General features: G+C 36.0%; 17 protein-coding genes. 5 read left to right on the forward strand and 12 right to left on the reverse strand.

Annotated elements, in window-relative coordinates; translation table 11 throughout:
• The first annotated feature begins 110 nt into the window (after positions 1–110).
• The gene (locus JKA74_RS12390) at positions 111–758 is read left to right on the forward strand and encodes a class I SAM-dependent methyltransferase (RefSeq protein ID WP_201431511.1); all 648 of its coding nucleotides are present in this window, start codon (positions 111–113) and stop codon (positions 756–758) included.
• Between the two features lie 83 nt (positions 759–841).
• Positions 842–1,312, forward strand: coding sequence for a CBS domain-containing protein (locus JKA74_RS12395; RefSeq protein ID WP_201431512.1), 471 nt, complete (start codon positions 842–844; stop codon positions 1,310–1,312).
• A 56-nt stretch (positions 1,313–1,368) separates the two neighbouring features.
• Here JKA74_RS12395 and atpG read toward each other — a convergent pair whose 3' ends face one another.
• The 10 genes from atpG to JKA74_RS12445 form a co-directional block, all read right to left on the reverse strand.
• Complete coding sequence (atpG, locus tag JKA74_RS12400) at positions 1,369–2,259, reverse strand: ATP synthase F1 subunit gamma (protein ID WP_201431513.1); 891 nt, start codon at positions 2,257–2,259, stop codon at positions 1,369–1,371.
• 93 nt (positions 2,260–2,352) lie between these two features.
• Positions 2,353–3,927 carry a F0F1 ATP synthase subunit alpha gene (gene atpA, locus JKA74_RS12405; RefSeq protein WP_201431514.1) on the reverse strand — a complete coding sequence of 525 codons (1,575 nt, stop codon included), beginning with the start codon at positions 3,925–3,927 and terminating at the stop codon, positions 2,353–2,355.
• Between the two features lie 27 nt (positions 3,928–3,954).
• A complete protein-coding gene (atpH, locus tag JKA74_RS12410) occupies positions 3,955–4,512 on the reverse strand; it encodes an ATP synthase F1 subunit delta (protein WP_201431515.1) in 558 nt (185 codons plus the stop codon).
• An 8-nt stretch (positions 4,513–4,520) separates the two neighbouring features.
• Positions 4,521–5,015 carry a F0F1 ATP synthase subunit B gene (locus tag JKA74_RS12415; RefSeq protein ID WP_201431516.1) on the reverse strand — a complete coding sequence of 165 codons (495 nt, stop codon included), beginning with the start codon at positions 5,013–5,015 and terminating at the stop codon, positions 4,521–4,523.
• 90 nt (positions 5,016–5,105) lie between these two features.
• The gene (atpE, locus tag JKA74_RS12420) at positions 5,106–5,312 is read right to left on the reverse strand and encodes an ATP synthase F0 subunit C (RefSeq protein ID WP_201431517.1); all 207 of its coding nucleotides are present in this window, start codon (positions 5,310–5,312) and stop codon (positions 5,106–5,108) included.
• A gap of 44 nt (positions 5,313–5,356) precedes the next feature.
• Positions 5,357–6,406: a F0F1 ATP synthase subunit A gene (gene atpB, locus JKA74_RS12425; RefSeq protein WP_201431518.1), complete on the reverse strand. Its 1,050-nt coding sequence runs from the start codon at positions 6,404–6,406 to the stop codon at positions 5,357–5,359.
• Positions 6,399–6,815: a hypothetical protein gene (locus tag JKA74_RS12430; protein ID WP_201431519.1), complete on the reverse strand. Its 417-nt coding sequence runs from the start codon at positions 6,813–6,815 to the stop codon at positions 6,399–6,401. Before JKA74_RS12430 ends, atpB begins: the two co-directional genes overlap by 8 nt.
• Positions 6,816–6,829: 14 nt before the next feature.
• On the reverse strand, positions 6,830–7,051 hold the full coding sequence (locus JKA74_RS12435) for an AtpZ/AtpI family protein (RefSeq protein WP_262895934.1): 222 nt from the start codon (positions 7,049–7,051) through the stop codon (positions 6,830–6,832).
• The gene (locus tag JKA74_RS12440) at positions 7,008–7,418 is read right to left on the reverse strand and encodes a bactofilin family protein (RefSeq protein ID WP_407659054.1); all 411 of its coding nucleotides are present in this window, start codon (positions 7,416–7,418) and stop codon (positions 7,008–7,010) included. Before JKA74_RS12440 ends, JKA74_RS12435 begins: the two co-directional genes overlap by 44 nt.
• 43 nt (positions 7,419–7,461) lie before the next feature.
• The gene (locus tag JKA74_RS12445; RefSeq protein ID WP_201431521.1) at positions 7,462–8,331 is read right to left on the reverse strand and encodes a M23 family metallopeptidase; all 870 of its coding nucleotides are present in this window, start codon (positions 8,329–8,331) and stop codon (positions 7,462–7,464) included.
• Positions 8,332–8,427: 96 nt separating this feature from the next.
• On the opposite strand from JKA74_RS12445, the gene porW reads away from it, so the two are divergent.
• The 3 genes from porW (at position 8,428) to uvrC (ending at position 15,202) form a co-directional block, all read left to right on the forward strand.
• Complete coding sequence (porW, locus tag JKA74_RS20965) at positions 8,428–11,028, forward strand: type IX secretion system periplasmic lipoprotein PorW/SprE (RefSeq protein WP_201431522.1); 2,601 nt, start codon at positions 8,428–8,430, stop codon at positions 11,026–11,028.
• On the forward strand, positions 11,025–13,319 hold the full coding sequence (locus JKA74_RS12455; RefSeq protein ID WP_201431523.1) for a penicillin-binding protein 1A: 2,295 nt from the start codon (positions 11,025–11,027) through the stop codon (positions 13,317–13,319). The genes porW and JKA74_RS12455 overlap by 4 nt, the downstream gene beginning before the upstream one ends.
• 71 nt (positions 13,320–13,390) lie before the next feature.
• A complete protein-coding gene (gene uvrC / locus JKA74_RS12460; protein ID WP_201431524.1) occupies positions 13,391–15,202 on the forward strand; it encodes an excinuclease ABC subunit UvrC in 1,812 nt (603 codons plus the stop codon).
• 42 nt (positions 15,203–15,244) lie between these two features.
• On the opposite strand, the gene porN is transcribed toward uvrC, so the two are convergent.
• Complete coding sequence (gene porN, locus JKA74_RS12465) at positions 15,245–16,129, reverse strand: type IX secretion system ring subunit PorN/GldN (protein ID WP_201431525.1); 885 nt, start codon at positions 16,127–16,129, stop codon at positions 15,245–15,247.
• A 24-nt stretch (positions 16,130–16,153) separates the two neighbouring features.
• On the reverse strand, positions 16,154–17,737 hold the full coding sequence (gene porM / locus JKA74_RS12470) for a type IX secretion system motor protein PorM/GldM (protein WP_201431526.1): 1,584 nt from the start codon (positions 17,735–17,737) through the stop codon (positions 16,154–16,156).
• Positions 17,738–17,757: the final 20 nt, after the last annotated feature.

Raw genomic sequence — 17,757 nt, forward strand, 5'->3', positions numbered from 1 at the left:
CATCTTTCGTTAGCATTTATTATGTTTTTTAGCGAAGTCTACAATTGCTATCATCAATTTATTACCTTCAAGAATTAATTCTAAGCTAATTTATTAGCAATACCCATTTCATGAAAAAAGATATTTTAACTCACATATGCAGGTTATGCAATAACTCAGGCACTGTATTTTCCCAATCTAAAAAAAAGCTATTCTACCAATGCCCTATATGTTCAGGAATATTTGCGGATAGCGCTTATTTACCAACTGACAAAACGGAGATAGAACGCTATGAGTCGCATAACAATGACACGAGTGATCCCAGGTACAGGAATTTTGTAAGCCCTATTACAAACGCAATAGAAACTAACTTTACACTGGATCATTCTGGTCTTGATTTCGGATCCGGTACAGGGCCGGTTATTACTGAAGTATTAACAGAAAAAGGGTATAACATAAAACCCTACGATCCATATTTTGATAATCATCCTGAATTACTAAAGCAAAAATATGATTTCATAGCTTGTTGTGAGGTAATTGAACATTTTCATCAACCTGCCAAAGAGTTTCAACAATTACGAAATCTACTAAAAAAAGGAGGGAAGCTTTTCATTATGACTGATCCTTATAAAGAGGGAATAGATTTCTTAAATTGGTACTATAAAAATGATCCGACACATGTCTTTTTTTACAAAAAAGAAACCTTTCACTGGATACGTGACCAGTATAATTTCTCAGACTGTACTATCGCAGGTAGGTTAATTGTATTCTCCGATTAACCAAAACATTGATAAAGAAGTGCTTAATTGGATAAAGAGTTAATTTTCACTATATTAATAGAAACTTTAAAACTTTTTCAATCATGGTAAAGAGCTATCAAGGGGCATTCACCCTTAAAAATAACAAAAAAGAAGAACCTCAATCTGTCACTGTATCAGATTATATGGCCACTAAACTTATTACATTTAATGAGCTCCAATCTATTAATGAAGTAATGGAGATTCTTTTAAGAAATAAGATTTCAGGTGGGCCTGTTGTAAACGAAAATCAGGAACTGGTAGGTATTATTTCCGAAGGTGATTGCCTTAAGGAAATTGTAAGAGGAAAATACAATAATACTCCCAGGTTGCCTGGCTTGGTAAAGGATCATATGGCCACCAATATTATTTCCATTCCGCCTGAAACTAATATTTTTGAGGCTGCCAATATGTTTCTTCGCTTGCGGTTCAGAAGATTCCCTGTATTGAAAGATGGCAAATTAGTTGGGCAAATCAGCCAAAGAGATATTATGCGAGCTGTTAATAGTACGAAGGAAGTGAACTGGAAACATTAAAAAAGCCTCATCTACTAAGTAAACAAGGCTTCTCAATATTTTATTAGATCGTACTATTATTGAGCTGCTAAAGCTTCTGCACCCGCTGTAATTTCAAGAATTTCAGTTGTAATAGCTGCCTGACGAGTTCTATTATATTTTAGCCTTAACTCTTTTAGCAAGTCTCCTGCATTCTCTGTCGCCTTATCCATTGCGGTCATCCTTGCTCCTTGTTCAGACGCATTGGAGTCCAACAGGGCTTTAAAAAACTGTGTCTTCAATGAAGTAGGAATTAATTCATCCTGAATATAATCCTTGGAAGGTTCGTAAATATAATCGTTCCCGGAAGATTTAGCCGTTGAGCCTTCCTCCTCTTTCTTTTCAATAGGAAGAAACTGCTCATTGTTCACTACCTGGGTAGCTGCATTGATGAACTCATTATACAAAATTTCTACTTTGTCATAAGTGCCTTTAGTGAATTCTTTCATCACATAATTAGCCGCCTCACTTACATCAGCAAAATTCAGAGAATTAAAAAGATCAACATAAGTAGCATTATAAGGTAATTTATTCCTTCTAACATACTCCATTCCTTTTTTTCCTATTGGAAGAAAATCGATATTTCCTGATTTTGCCAATTCCAAATACTGCCCTTCCATTAAGCTTTTGGCCTTTCGAACAACAAAACTATTGAAAGCACCACACAAGCCTTTATCAGAGGTAACTAATACAATTAATAATTTACCAACAGGTCTCTGCTCTGCGTATGGATTATCCATATCGCCATCATTATTTTCACTCACATTTTGCAGTATAGCAGAAAGATGCTGAGAGTAGGGACGCATCATAGTAATCCTGTCCTGAGCCCTCTTCAATTTTGCTGCCGCCACCATTTTCATGGCTTTAGTAATTTGTTGAGTAGAAACTACTGAGTTAATTCTGTTCTTTACTTCCTTAAGATTTGCCATTCAGCTTATGAGTAAGTTTCAATTTCCCTCCGGGAATTAAATGTTCTATTCATCAAAACAGCGGTATAAAAGCCTTTATACCGCTTTATTTATTTAATATTTAGAAGCTAAATCTTTAGCTACTTTTTCCACTACAGCAATTAATTCGTCAGTGTATTTTCCTGATTTAAAAGCATTAAGTGTTTCTTTCTCTTGTGCTTCCATCATTCTGGCGAATTCCTTTTCAAACTCCTTCACCTTGTTTACAGGCACCTTATCAAGGAATCCTTTGGTAGAAGCTACAATAATTGCAACTTGCTGCTCAACTGATACCGGAGAATATTGCGCTTGCTTAAGAATCTCCTGATTACGCTTTCCTCTTTCAATTACCTTTTTGGTAGTTGGATCCAAATCAGAACCAAACTTAGAGAAAGCCTCTAATTCACGGAACTGAGCCTGATCAAGCTTTAACGTACCTGCAACTTTTTTCATTGATTTAATCTGCGCATTACCACCTACACGGGATACCGAAATACCTACGTTAATAGCTGGCCTGATACCAGAGTTAAACAGGTCAGTATCCAGGAATATTTGCCCATCTGTAATAGAAATTACGTTGGTTGGGATATAGGCTGAAACGTCACCTGCCTGGGTCTCAATAATTGGTAAAGCCGTTAAAGAACCTCCACCTTTTACCATTCCCTTTAAAGATTCAGGTAAATCATTCATGTCCTTGGCAATGTTGTCATCATTAATCACTTTTGCCGCTCTTTCTAATAAACGAGAGTGCAAGTAAAACACATCCCCAGGATAAGCTTCACGTCCCGGAGGTCTTCTCAATAAAAGGGAAACTTCACGGTAGGCAACAGCTTGTTTTGATAAATCATCATATACTACTAATGCCGGACGACCTGTATCCCTGAAGAACTCGCCAATTGCCGCACCAGAGAATGGAGCGTAGAATTGAAGAGGGGCCGGATCAGCAGCTGAACCAGATACAATGGTAGTGTACTCCATAGCACCAGCTTTTTCCAACTCTGCAACAATCATTGCTACAGTTGAAGCTTTTTGCCCAATGGCTACATATATGCAATAAACAGGCTTACCTGCATCGTAAAATTCTTTTTGGTTGATAATGGTATCAATCGCCACAGCAGATTTACCTGTCTGACGGTCACCAATAATCAATTCCCTTTGTCCCCTACCTACAGGAATCATAGCATCAATAGCTTTCACTCCTGTTTGCAACGGCTCTGTTACAGGCTCTCTGAAAATAACCCCGGGAGCTTTTCTTTCCAAAGGCATTTCGTACAGCTTACCTGCAATAGGTCCTTTTCCATCAATCGGGTGGCCAAGAGCATTTACAACTCTCCCCATAATGCCATCACCTACCTGGATAGAAGCAATTTTACCTGTTCTTTTAACAGTGTCTCCTTCTTTTATTCCTTTGGTTTCACCTAATAATACAGCTCCCACATTGTCCTCTTCAAGGTTCAATACCAAAGCTTGCAAACCATTTTCAAACTCTAATAACTCACCTGATTGGGCTTGTGTTAAGCCATAAATACGAGCAACACCATCACCAATTTGAAGCACGGTGCCTACTTCTTCTAATTCAGCTTCTGTTTTGAAACTGGAAAGTTGTTCTCTTAATATTGCTGAAACCTCATCTGGTCTAACCTCTGCCATTATTATATTATTATAGGTTAATTAATTTTATATCTGTTTGATGTATTGATTTTGAGTCATTTCTCTTCTGAGTACATTAAGTTTACTACTTACTGTATCATCAATTTGTCTGTCTCCGACTTTAATGATGAACCCACCAATTATGTCTTTATCCACAATTTCTGTAAGGTCAACATTCTTACCTGAAATCTCCTTCACAACCTTCTCTACTTCCTTCTTCAATTCAGGAGTCAAAGAAAAAGTAGTGGTTACCTCAGCCTTGATTATTCCTTTAAACTCATTGTATTGAGCGATAAAAGAACCCGCTATTTCCGGTAAAAAAGCCTCTCTGCCCTTTCTTGCAATAATTGCAAAAAATGCAAGAGTAAGGTCTGATACTTTCCCTTCAAAAATACTTTTTATGATTGCACTCTTTTTACCACTTTGTACAATCGGGTTTTTTAGTAACAATACAAAATCCCTATTCTCTTCACATACCTTCAAAAATAAATCAATATCATTTTTGGTAGCTTCAAGGGTATTCTTCTCAACCGTAAGGTCTAACAGGGATTTAGCGTAACGCGAAGCAATTCTAATTTCTGACATATATCAGATTAATTGAGTTTTATATCTTTTAAATATTCATCTACTAAAGCTTTTTGCTCTTTATCATTAGATAAATTCTTACGCAATACTTTTTCAGCAATGTTTAGTGACAGTTCGGCAACTTTAACGGTTACTTCTTTTAAAGCAGCATTTTTTTCAACCTCAATAGCCTTTTTAGCATCACTGATCATTTTTTCAGTTTGCTTTGATGCATCAGTTTTAGCCTCTTCTTTAATTTTATTGGCTATTTCAGTAGCATCTTTCAATAACTTGTCTCTTTCAGCTCTAGCTTCCTGTAATAATTTTTGATTATCAGCCTGAAGCTTTGCCATTTCTTGTTTGGCATGCTCTGCTGATTTCAGAGCCTCCTCTATTGAATCTTCTCTTGCCCTTAAAGCAGAAAGGATTGGCTTCCATGCAAAAGCACGAAGGATAGTGATTAATATCAGGAATACTAAGGTAGTCCAAAATACAAGACCAATCGATGGGGTTATTAAATCCATTTTATATAAAGTTTTCTTTGTTAAATGACTCTTAATGGAACTATGAAAAACCTGCAGCCTATCGCTGCAGGTTTTAAGTAATCCTTTTTCTTATCCTTGTAATAAGGCAACTACTACACCGAATAAAGCCACACCTTCTATCAAGGCTGCGGCAATAATCATTGCACCCTGGATTTTTCCTGATGCTTCCGGTTGTCTGGCAATTGCTTCCATTGCCGATCCACCAATCTTACCAATACCATAACCTGCACCTATTACTGCAAGTCCTGCTCCGATTGCTGCTACTGTTCCTGTCATTTTTATATATATTTAATTAAACATTGAAAATGCAAATACTAAAATTAATGATGTTCCGGCTCAGCTACTGCCTGACCGATGAATAATGCAGATAGCAAAGTAAAGACAAACGCCTGTAAAAATGCCACTAACAATTCCAACACACTAATAAACAATGCCAATGGTACCGCAACTGCGGATGCTGCCACTGACCCTAAAATAAAGATTAATCCTATTAATGATAAAATTACAATATGTCCTGCCGTAATGTTGGCAAACAAACGAACCGCCAAGGCAAATGGCTTGGCAAAAACGCTAATCAACTCAATAGGAGCCAATAATATTTTTACTGGTACCGGCACACCTGGCATCCAGAATATATGTTTCCAATAAGCTTTATTACCACTGAAAGTAGTCACTAATAAAGTAATTACCGCTAAAGTAGCCGTAAATGAAACATTCCCACTTAAGTTGGAGCTCCCGGGAAAGAAAGGTACGAGTCCTATTAAATTACTCAACCATATAAAGAAAAATACAGTCAAGAGATATGGCATAAATTTATAATAATTCTTACCAATATTAGGTATGGCTATTTCATCCCTTACAAAAATGATCAAAGGCTCCATAAATGATTGCAAGCCTTTTGGCGCTCCCGGCCTTTTCTTATAGGCCCTGGCTGTAGAAATAAAGATAAGGCAGATTAGTAAGGAAGAGAGAATTAAAGTAAAAACATTTTTGGTAATAGAAAAATCCAGAGGCTGCTCACCCGTATGCTCTTCTTCAGAATAAGTTCCTGCATAGTAAATTTTATCATGGATCAATTCGTAAGAACCTTTATCAGTAGTTACTGTCTCTTCACCGTGATGAAACTTGCTGGACATGAAAATATCCAAGCCGTTTTTAGTATATAGAATAATAGGTAGTGGAACAGATACAGAAGATTCTCCTTCACCTAAAATATGAAATTCGTGTGAGTCACTAATATGATGCATGATCATCTCAGTGGCATTAAAATCCTCCCCTTCGTCCGAAGCCTGTAGTTTTTCAGTAAATAATAATGAAAATAAAAAAAGAATTACCAAGGGTATAAACCTATTGCGGTTGTTTTTAATCATTTTTTGAAGCTTTATCAGTTCCTGCTGAAATTTCGCGCAAGTTAGACATTATAGTAATGATTTCAAACAACATATATGACAAATACAGTACAAAAAAATTAAAGATAAATGTTAGCTTATCTTCTATACCCAAATAGGCCATTACCAAAACGAAACTCATTGACAGCAAAAGCCGGGTAGTTATTGCGGCAAAAAGCTGTCCTCCTCTTTCATAGGTATCCGATTTGAAAGCTTTAATGTTTAACAAATGAATCAAAAACATGGAAATGGCGAGGAATCCTACCATCATATACGCTGATTCATGAATCAAGAAAGACAACTTCTCATTCTGAGACAATAAAAAAACAATGGCCAACTGAACAGCCGCCATTATTAATAACTTAAAAGATTGGATAAATACGTTTTTCAAAGCAATTATTTTCGTCAGACAAATTCCCTGATAATCTGGTACAGGGAGATCGCTATGCCTAGAAGGGAAAAAATAATTAAATTAACCGGAGTGGTTTTGTCAAACCACTCATCTAATTTATAGCCAATAAATACAAAAAGCCCGATAGTACCCAACATCTGGAATGCCAAACCGGAATATTTAATGTAATTATTAAACTGCTTTTGCTTCTTTGAATTTTGGGGTTGCTTGTCCATTCGCTACTTCATCTCCTATTTTAATACTTTTAGTAGCTACGCCCATTTTGCACGAACCGTTAAAAGTAGCACCTGATTCAACAACTAATTTATTGGTAATAATATCTCCGTGTACAACTGCAGAAGGTTTTAAAACTAAAAGTTCGGTGATTTCAACCACTCCTTTTACTTCTCCTTCAATCTCTGCATTTTGAGAGAGCACATTCCCCTCGATATGTGATGTGCTACCCAATACCAATTTCGACTTGGTTTTGATATTGCCTACAACTCTACCGTCTATTCTGATATTGCCAAAAGTTTCAATATCTCCATTTATTGTGGTTCCTTTCCCAACAGTATTACTGGAACTGGTTATGTCTTGTGCCATTTGTTTTTTGTTCTGTGTCTTGTTAAACATCTAATTGCTTTATTTAAAAAGTAATAAATTCTTCCGGGTCTACCGGATTACCATTATACCAAAGTTCTAAATGAACATGCGGGCCTGTAGTAAGTTCACCTGTGTTACCTATAATTGAAATTACCTCTCCTGCGTTCACAAAATTACCAACTTTTTTTAATAATGCCGAATTATGTCGAATTACTGATATCAGATTAGCCCGATGTTGTACCGCAATTACATATCCGCCCTCCTGTGTCCATGATGAGAGTATAACGGTTCCATCAGCAATAGATTTCACAGGCTCATTGTTTTTTGCCACAATATCTACTCCATAATGATCAATGGATAAATCATAAGGTGAGCTTACAATTCCCTGCAAAGGAGTAAAAAAGAAAATATCTTTTAATTCTTCTGAATAATTATTTCTACTGTAACTAGTGAGTGAAACTTCTATTTGTTCGAATTCTTCTCTTATTATGGAGTCTCCTTCCGATATTTTTCCGGGGTTCATGTCCCTGTTGAAATCATCAGAGCCTAAATTATCAGGTTCTCTATAGACTGTTCCCGTTGGAACATCTCCTTTAAGTACATTCTGAAAATTATCGATAAATTTATTTTGAGACCTTAATTTCCACTTTAAGGAATCCATTTCCACTGTGAGCTTCAGCAACTTACGGTTATATTCCATAGTGGTATGACGTGGGTCGAACCATTGCGAAAGAGCTGTTTGAGCCAGAAAAAGACCTCCAATAAAAAATAAAATGAAGATCAATAGACTTATAACTATTACCTTTGCATAGGTAAAATTAACAGAAGAAACTTCTGCTAAGTTTTCTTCATTCCTCACCACCATCTGGTAGCGTGTGGTGAGCCAATTGGACATTGTTTTTCTTATGCGCAAATCAATTTCTATTTATTTAGTGCAAAAATACATAATATCATTCAGTCTCAATAGTAATATTATATGAATCGTGTAAATTAGTCGTTGATACTATCAGTGAAAACATTATTTTTAAAATATCGGATCTTTATTTATGGGCTTATACTAGCTATAACCGCATGTTCACCAGCAAATACCGGTGTCACCAGTTATGCATACCATAATGTTACGGCAAAATTTAATGCATATTTTATTGCCAATGAAAAATTAAATGAGGTTTTAGAAGAAATAAAAGACGCTCATAAAAATAATTTTAACAAAACATTAAAAGTATTTGCGCCCATAGATACGAACATTGTCAATGCCAATGAAGAAAAAATTGAAGATGTTATCAAAAAAGCATCTATAGCTATTCAAAGACATAAAGTAAGTAAATGGGTGGATGATAGCTATATACTTGTGGGTATTGTACGTATGTTGAACCAGGAGTATGAAGAATCAATAGAAACCTTTAAATATGTAAACGTTAATGGCAAGGATGACCCTACCAAACACCGAGCATTGATAAATTTAATAAGGACATTTACAGAATATAAAGAGTATAATAATGCCTTGGCAGTCATAGATTACCTCAACAGACAAAAGCTCACCAAATCCAATAAACGGGATTTATATTTAAATGCTGCCCACTTCTATCAAATCACTAATGATCCTAATAATGTAATCAACTACTTAAGTGCTGCTGTGGAGTTAATGAAAAAAGGTGAGGAAAAGGCCAAGGTTCATTATATTCTTGCCCAGCTCTTCCAGAAAGCAGGTTTAGATGCCATGGCTTATGATAATTACCAAAACGTCCTAAAAAACCAACCTCCTTATGCTTTTTCTTTTCATGCACGCCTGAATATTGCACAGGTGACAGAGCTTAGTAAAGGAGCAGATATAAAGAAAATAAGAAAATATTTTTCTCAATTACTTAAAGATGGTAAGAACAAAGAGTTTAGAGATAAAATATACTATGAAATGGCTGAGTTTGAATTAAAACAAGGCAATATTAAAGAAGCCATACCTTTCTATGAATCATCTATAAGTGAGAGCATAGATAATCCGAGACAGAAGTCATTTTCATACCACAAATTAGGTGTATTATACTTTGATAAATTGAAAAGTTATCCTTTAGCCAAGGCTTATTATGACAGTGCCGCAAGCATAATGCCTAAGGATGAGGAAATATACCCTCAGGTAGAAACAAGGCAAAAAGTATTGTCTAATTTCATTACACAAATTGATATTATCCAACAAAATGACAGCTTACTTACGCTTGCTTCCATGGATTCTACCCAATTAGGGCAAATATTTGTTCAACAAAGAAATGAAAGATTGGCAAGAGAAAAGGAAGAGTCTAAACAAAAACGCAAAGAAGAAAGAAACAAATCAAATATCAATCAGCAAAATTCTTTTAGTACACCCGCCATGCAAACCAATTTAGGAGCAAATGGTAAATTCTATTTTTACGATCCCACGACTGTAGCTTCCGGAATCAATGAGTTTAAAAGGATATGGGGAGATCGTTCCTTGCAAGATAATTGGAGAACCAATGACAAAAAAGTATCAGACCGGGAGAGCGAAGAAGAAGGTGTTCAGTTAAGTGATGAATTACTTGTACAAGAAGGCGGAGAACCTTTGGATGAAGAGGCTCAATTGGAAAAAGAAAGAAATGCTTTTTACGCATCCATTCCTTTCTCAGAAGAAAGACAAGTAGCCCTCAATGAAGAAATGGAGGTCGCTTATTATAAATTAGGGAATATCTACAATTTTGATTTAAAAGAAAAAAAAGAAGCAGCTGAAACCTATTCTACACTTCTTACACGCTACCCTGAAACAGAATACAAGCCAGAATTGCTTTACCTACTATACATTTTTCATAAAGAAACTGATCCTGTAGAAGCAAACAAGTATGCGGATGAACTCACAAGTAATTTCCCTGAAACCATATTTGCCAAGCTCATCATCAATCCTAACTATCAGGAAGAGAGTAATTTGGCAAGTGCAAAAGTAAAAGTGATATACGAAAAAGCTTTTAAGGCTTATGATGTTGACAGTTTCAAACTTGCGTTATCACATATTGCAGATGGATTGGAGAACTACCCGGAAAATGAATATGAAGACAACTTGAAATTATTGGAGGCATTAATTACAGGTAAAACTGAAGGCCGTACCAATTATGTTTATAAGCTCCAACAATTTGTGAAGAAATACCCGGAAAGTGAATTATTGGATTTCGCAAAACAATTACTTCAAGCTGTGGATCAATTTAACCAGCAACAACTAGCAAAAAACAAAATCAAATACACTCCTTACTTTGATCAGGCCCATTATTTTGTGGTGATATATGAAAACAACAAAGCGTTATCAGGGATTTTACCTGGTGAGATTGAAAATTTTGCCAAAGATTTCTATCCAAATGAAACTCTTAATGCGGGAAATCTTGTTTTCAATGCGGATCAGTCAATGATTTTATTAAGCGAGTTTAAAGATCGAAAGACTGCAGAATCATTTTATTTAAAATTCAATAGTGATGCATCTCCTTTGAAAAATTTTAGCTCGTTAAATTTTAGTAACTTTATTATATCAAAAGATAACTTCCAAATATTCTATCAATCAAAAATCCCTGACAGTTATAATGACTTTTTCAAGGAGAATTATAATCTAATACCATGACATCAGAAGTAAAAAAGAAATCAATAACAAAAAAAATAATAACTGCCCTGTGGATAGTTTTCTTTGGCGGTATATTAGCTATTTCCTTATTTATTTATTCCATAAGTATTAACCTTAATGGATGGTATGGCGAACTCCCAAGTTTAAAATCATTAGAAAATCCTAAAAGTGATTTATCTTCTGTACTTTATTTTGCGGACAATGTTGAAATGGGAAAGTATTTCCGGTACAACAGAAGTCAGGTAACATTTGATGAATTATCTCCAAATGTGGTGAATGCTTTGATAGCTACGGAAGATGTGAGATATATTGAACACTCAGGTATTGATTTGTATGGCTTAGGGAGAGTATTCTTCAAGTCAGTCCTCCTTTTTGATAAAAGTTCGGGTGGAGGAAGTACTATCACCCAGCAACTGGCAAAAATACTTTTTAGAACCAGAAGTGATTTATCCAATGGCTCTTTAAATGATGTGCCGGTATTAGGATTGGTAATAGCAAAAATGAAAGAATGGATTGTTGCCGTTAAGCTGGAGCAATCATATACCAAAAAAGAAATTATTGCTATGTACCTGAACACTTTTGAATTTGGAAGCAATGCCTTTGGCATAAAAACAGCAGCTGCCACTTTCTTTAATACTACTCCTGATCAACTAAAAATTGAAGAGGCTGCGGTATTGGTAGGTTTGTGTAAAAACCCCAACCTATACAGCCCGGTTTATGAGCCTAAAAATGCTTTTCATAGAAGAAACACAGTGTTGGGTCAGTTACATAAATATGGCTATATAGATGATATTGCCTTTGATTCCCTCAGGGCGAAACCCATAGAATTAGACTATGATGTCAAAAACCATAATGACGGGCTGGCTACTTATTTTAGAGGCACTATCCTTTGGGATCTTTTGGCCTGGTCAAGAGAGAATGGCTATGACTTATATGAAGATGGTTTGAAAATATATACCACCATAGATAGTCGAATGCAGAAGTATGCGGAAGAGGCTGTTGAAACTCATATGGCATACCAACAAAAACTTTTTGATGAGCACTGGGATGGACAAAATCCATGGAGAGATGAGGAAGGAAATGAAATAAAAGATTTCCTTATAAATGAGGCCAAGAAAACTACTTATTACAAGCAGTTGAAAAAGGAATACGGTAATGATGAAGATAAAATATTTGATAAATTAAATGAAAAGAAACCGATGACTGTTTTTAGTTGGGAAGGAGAAGTTGATACGGTTTTCAGTACTATAGACTCCATCAAATACTTTAAAAACTTTTTGAACACAGGTTTTATGGCCATGGACCCTCACAACGGTCACATCAAAGCCTGGGTAGGAGGCATTAACTATAAATATTTCAAATACGATCATGTAAAGCAAGGAAGAAGGCAACCAGGCTCAACATTTAAGCCTTTGGTATATGCCGCTGCTATCGATAATGGCTATTCACCCTGCTACCAAATTCAAGATGTTCCTGTTACTTTTGAAGTAGTAGGAGATCCTCCAACCTGGACCCCCTCTAACTCTACAGGAAGGTATACCGGGGAAACCATGACCATTAGGCAGGCGATGGCACAATCCCTGAATTCAGGCACAGCATACGTGATGAGAAAAATTGGTCCTGAAACTGTTGTGAATTATGCTAAAAGATTAGGCATTGAAAGCCCTTTGCAGGCGGTTCCAGCTTTATGTTTGGGTACATCAGATGTATCCGTCTATGAGCTTGTGGGTGCCTACAGTACATTTGTGAATGATGGCTTTTATACCAAACCTTTCTACATTGATAGGATTGAAGATAAAAATGGAAAAGTACTAAAGCAATTTGTGCCTAAAACCGGAGAGGCATTAAGTTCAGAAACTGCTTACGCCATGCTCCATATGTTAAAAGGAGCAACAGAACTACCTGGAGGTACAGCCTTAGGGTTGGACAGGGAACTAAGAACAGATAATGAAGTAGGCGCAAAAACAGGAACTACACAAAACTTTTCTGATGGTTGGTTCATGGGTGTAACTAATGACCTGGTGGCTGGTGCATGGGTAGGTGGAGATGATCGCAGCATTCACTTTAAAAGCATAGCTTTAGGTCAGGGAGCAAGAATGGCTATGCCTATCTGGGAAATTTTTATGAAAAAGGTGTATGCAGATGAAGAACTTGGAATTACTAAAGGCAAGTTCAAAAAACCATCCAATTTCTCGATTCAATTAGATTGCGAAGAATATAATAGGCAACAAATGAACCTAACTGATTCAGTGGAACAAGTTAATCAGTTTGATGTAGATGGTATTCAATAGAAACTTGAAAACATACATGTTTATTAATTGTACACATATATGTTTTCAAGTTAATAGATTGGAGATAGACAATGTATGAATCCCCCTTTTTCAAAAGAGATGAGTTCAATTTATTGCCCCCTTCACCAGGAATTTACAAATTCCATAATAGTGAAGGGATAATAATCTATGTTGGAAAGGCTAAAAATCTCAAAAACAGGGTTACTAGTTATTTTAATAATTCCAAAACCCATAATAGAAAGACATTAAAGCTTGTTAGTGAAATTCAGAAAATTGAAATATCTATTGTCAATTCAGAATTTGATGCCTTACTCTTAGAGAATTCCCTCATAAAAGAGTTACAGCCCAAATACAATATATTACTTAAAGATGACAAAACATTTCCTTACCTATGTGTAACCAATGAGCCTTTTCCACGCATCATTGCCACAAGGAATAGGAATACCAGAAATGGCACCTATTTCGGCCCCTATGCAAGTGTAAGAGCCATGAACAATGTGCTCGAGCTAATCAGAAAGTTGTATACTATAAGGACCTGCAAACTCAACTTAAGTAACAAAAACATTCAATCAGGTAAATTTAAAGTTTGCCTGGAGTACCATATCGGAAATTGTAAAGGTCCCTGTGAAGGTTTTCAGAATAGTGCTGACTATCAAAAAGATATTGAATTAGCAGAGCAGATTCTTAAAGGAAATCTTATTATACCAAAACAATACTTTCGTGAACACATGGAAATTTCCGCCAGCGAGCTTCAGTTTGAAGAAGCACAGAAGTATAAAAACAAGCTGGAACTATTGGAGAAATTCCAATCAAAATCATTGGTAGTCAACCCACGATTGACAAATATTGATGTGTGTTCTATTATTTCAGAAGAGAAATCAGCTTTTCTCAATTATATGAGAATCAAAAATGGTAGTATTATTGCCACACAGACCATAGAAATCAAAAAGAAATTGGAAGAAAGTGATGCCGAAATTTTACTACTTGCTATTATAGATTTAAGAAACCTTTATCAAAGTGCATCTCCGGAAATTCTTACCAATATAGGAATAGAAAATATTCCTGCTGAATTCCATTTTACCACCCCTCAAATTGGAGATAAAAAGAAATTGGTTGACATGAGTTTGAAAAATGCCTTGTTCTTCAAAAAAGAAAAGCTTAACCAAAATGAATCCAGCAAGATAAAAGAATTGAGGGTGATCAAACAGCTTCAAGTTGACTTACAATTAAAAGAATTACCTATACGAATAGAATGCTTTGACAACTCTAATTTAGGAGGAACAAACCCCGTTGCATCAATGGTGCATTTCAAAAATGGCAGACCAGCAAAAAATGAGTACAGACATTACCACATCAAAACTGTTGTTGGACCTGATGATTTTGCTTCAATGACAGAAATTGTGGGCAGAAGATATGGAAGGTTGCAAAAGGAAAACCTTCCTTTACCTAACTTAATTGTAATTGATGGTGGCAAAGGTCAGTTAAACGCTGCTTGTATTGCCATAAAAGAACTAGGCCTTTATGGAGAAATCCCCATAATTGGCATAGCCAAAAGATTGGAAGAGATATATTTTCCGGGAGACCAATTTCCATTACACATCAGCAAAAAAAGTGAATCACTTAAATTACTTCAGCGACTAAGAGATGAAGCACACCGGTTTGCTATCACTTTTCACCGCAACATTAGAAGTAAAAACACCTTTGTAAGCGATCTAGAGAAGATATCCGGTATTGGGGAGAAAACAATTAATGAATTATTGACTCACTTTAAGTCGCTCAGGAAAATAAAAGATGCAAGCTTTGAAGAACTCAATAGGGTAGTGGGTAGTAATAAAGCAGAAGTATTAATGAAATCCTTTCAGCATAAAAAAGGAGAGTCTTAAAAAACTCTCCTTTTTTTATGTCGCTATGAATTTAATTACTGATCAATAAGACCATAATTCATGTTCCTTTTCCATTAATTGATGCTCAATCCATTGAGAAGCCATAATTCCTTGTTTAGGAGACTCACTATAAACATCAATAATTGCATCATCATTAGGGTTAGCTACTTTTACAATTCTAGCCTCAAATAATCTTAGAGCAAATGCATCAGCCAAATTCTTATGTTCAGCACTGTTTTGAGGGTTAAACCAAATCGCTTCATCCGGCATACTTCTAAACAACTTAACTAAGTCTTTGAATTTAAATACACCCACTTCCCTTAGAATGCCCGCAGTAAATTTCTCAGCAGGAATCACCAACTTGATGGCCTGAATATCCCAATTAATAGTAGAACGTTTTTTGTCGAAAATCATATCCTCAACAATTTCCATTACTGAAACATCTCTTGGAGCAAACTTTGTATCTATTGGACCGATATCTTCAGCTTCTTCTTCGCCTCCCCAAGCATCATCGGCTGCTGCAGTATCTCCTGAATCATCACCCCAGGCATCATCACCACCCCATGCATCATCACCACCACCTAATTCCTCATCAAGACCACGAAGTTGTGGATTTTCCAAATTTTCAAGAAATTCCTCTTTCGTATATCTTGAATTCATGGAATCTGTTTTATAAATAGGGAGAATGCCTGCTTTTGCTGCTTCTATAATTATTTTACTAATTTCATTTCCACTTGCAAAAAAAGGCAGGTTTTGTTTCTCTTTCAAATCCATTCTTCTCCACACCCTTTTCTTGAACATGATATCATCTTCATGAATAGGATGAATAGAATTAGGGTTGTACCCATTATTCTGAGACTCCTGAGCAATGCCTGGTACCACACACAGTATCGGCAACATTACTATTAAAAACACAAATTTTTTCATAACACAAAAATTAAAATATTATTCTTAGTTAAGAGGTATTACTTTGGTTTGTTCTCCAATATTTACCTCTTCTGTACTTCCTCTGAAGTTTCTTCTCAATACCTGAACCACTTCTACTACCAACCTGTCACCAGACTTGGCCTGAGACATAATCTGAGACAAGTTTACAGTTTCACTAGTAGCTTTTATAGGCTGGCCGATAGGTCGAGGACCTCTAGCTAATCTAATTGTCCACTGAGTTACTTTATATTGCGCATCATCTGGCAATTGCTTTTTAAAATTATCCTCAGCAATAGCCGCAGATCTTAAAATCCTCAATGAGCTGATGTTTTCTCCTTGCTTTTGATTAATTGGTTTTGACCCATTGTATACTTCTATGGAAGGCTTAGGGATTCGCTGTACATCAAAATCAACATCTCCAATTTTATTTCCATTAGAAGAAACCCCCAGCCTAACTTTAGGTGCATTAGGAACTACAGTCACCACACCTATCTCTTTACCAGCGATAGAAGTTCCACCTGTTACATTAAATGTAGGGTTATAAGAAGTTCCTAAAGCAGGAACTGCCACATTAAGTTTATTGCCACAATTTAAATAAAGAGTACTTAATGCAGCTGATTGAACTTGAATTACAGGCTTAGCAACAAAATATTCAATTTCATCCCTATATACACTATCTTTTAACTTAGCTGTTGCTTCATAGGTTTTACGTACTGTTCCATCTTTATCGTAAGCACCCGGAGTAGCTGTAAATTCAATCAGTCCCTCTCCACTTTCTACAGGTATAGATTTTCCTTCCCAAGTCATTTCCGGATCTTCGGCTGATGAAGAGGCCGCAACAATTAAATGGGCTTTGTATTTTGCACCTGCCGCAACAACTTTAGATTCAGGCAAGGCAACAAGTCTGATTTTATCAAATTTTAAGTCGCTGGCACCTACTCTTCTTGCCAAAAGATCTAACGCACGAGATTCATAAGCCATTACTTTATTTTGGTAATCGCTTATTGTAGCTAAACCTGCTGGTGTAGGAGTCCCCATAAATTCCAAAGTAGCCCAATCCTTATTCTTTTGATTAGGATCATTTTGAAATCTCGGATTATCATTCGCATCAAGTGCTAAAGGCTGGAATCTTATCACTGAATCTTGGATAGTATTATTCAAAAATGAAGAATATTCATTTAATGATTTTTGAAGTGCCTCCCCTTGATTTTGGTTTTCAGGCATCATATAGTTACCTACCAAATCATAGTCAGTTTTACCTACTATTTCTCCTTCTTCATTGATACCACCAGTTATTTCGATGAACTTCTCTTTGTAGGAAGCCAGCTCGTTAATCATTTCTCTGGTCTTAGCCCTGATTTCCTTAGCTTTGTCAAGAATTGCTACATCAGCAGGCCTGTTACCAGACTCTTCTACAGCATTCTCAATCCGTTTTATAGTATTTCCATTTAGCTCCTTAGCTGCTTCAAGAGAAACTTCTAGGGAGTTGTTTATATCGATGAATTTGTCGAGTACCGTTACACTAACGTTCAATGCCAACAGAGCTGTTAGCACCAGGTACATCATACCAATCATCTTCTGTCTTGGGGTTTCTTTTCCGCCAGCCATAGATTTTTATTTTTTAGTAC

This window comes from Marivirga aurantiaca (genome assembly GCF_016679925.1).
In the GTDB taxonomy this organism is placed as follows: domain Bacteria; phylum Bacteroidota; class Bacteroidia; order Cytophagales; family Cyclobacteriaceae; genus Marivirga; species Marivirga aurantiaca.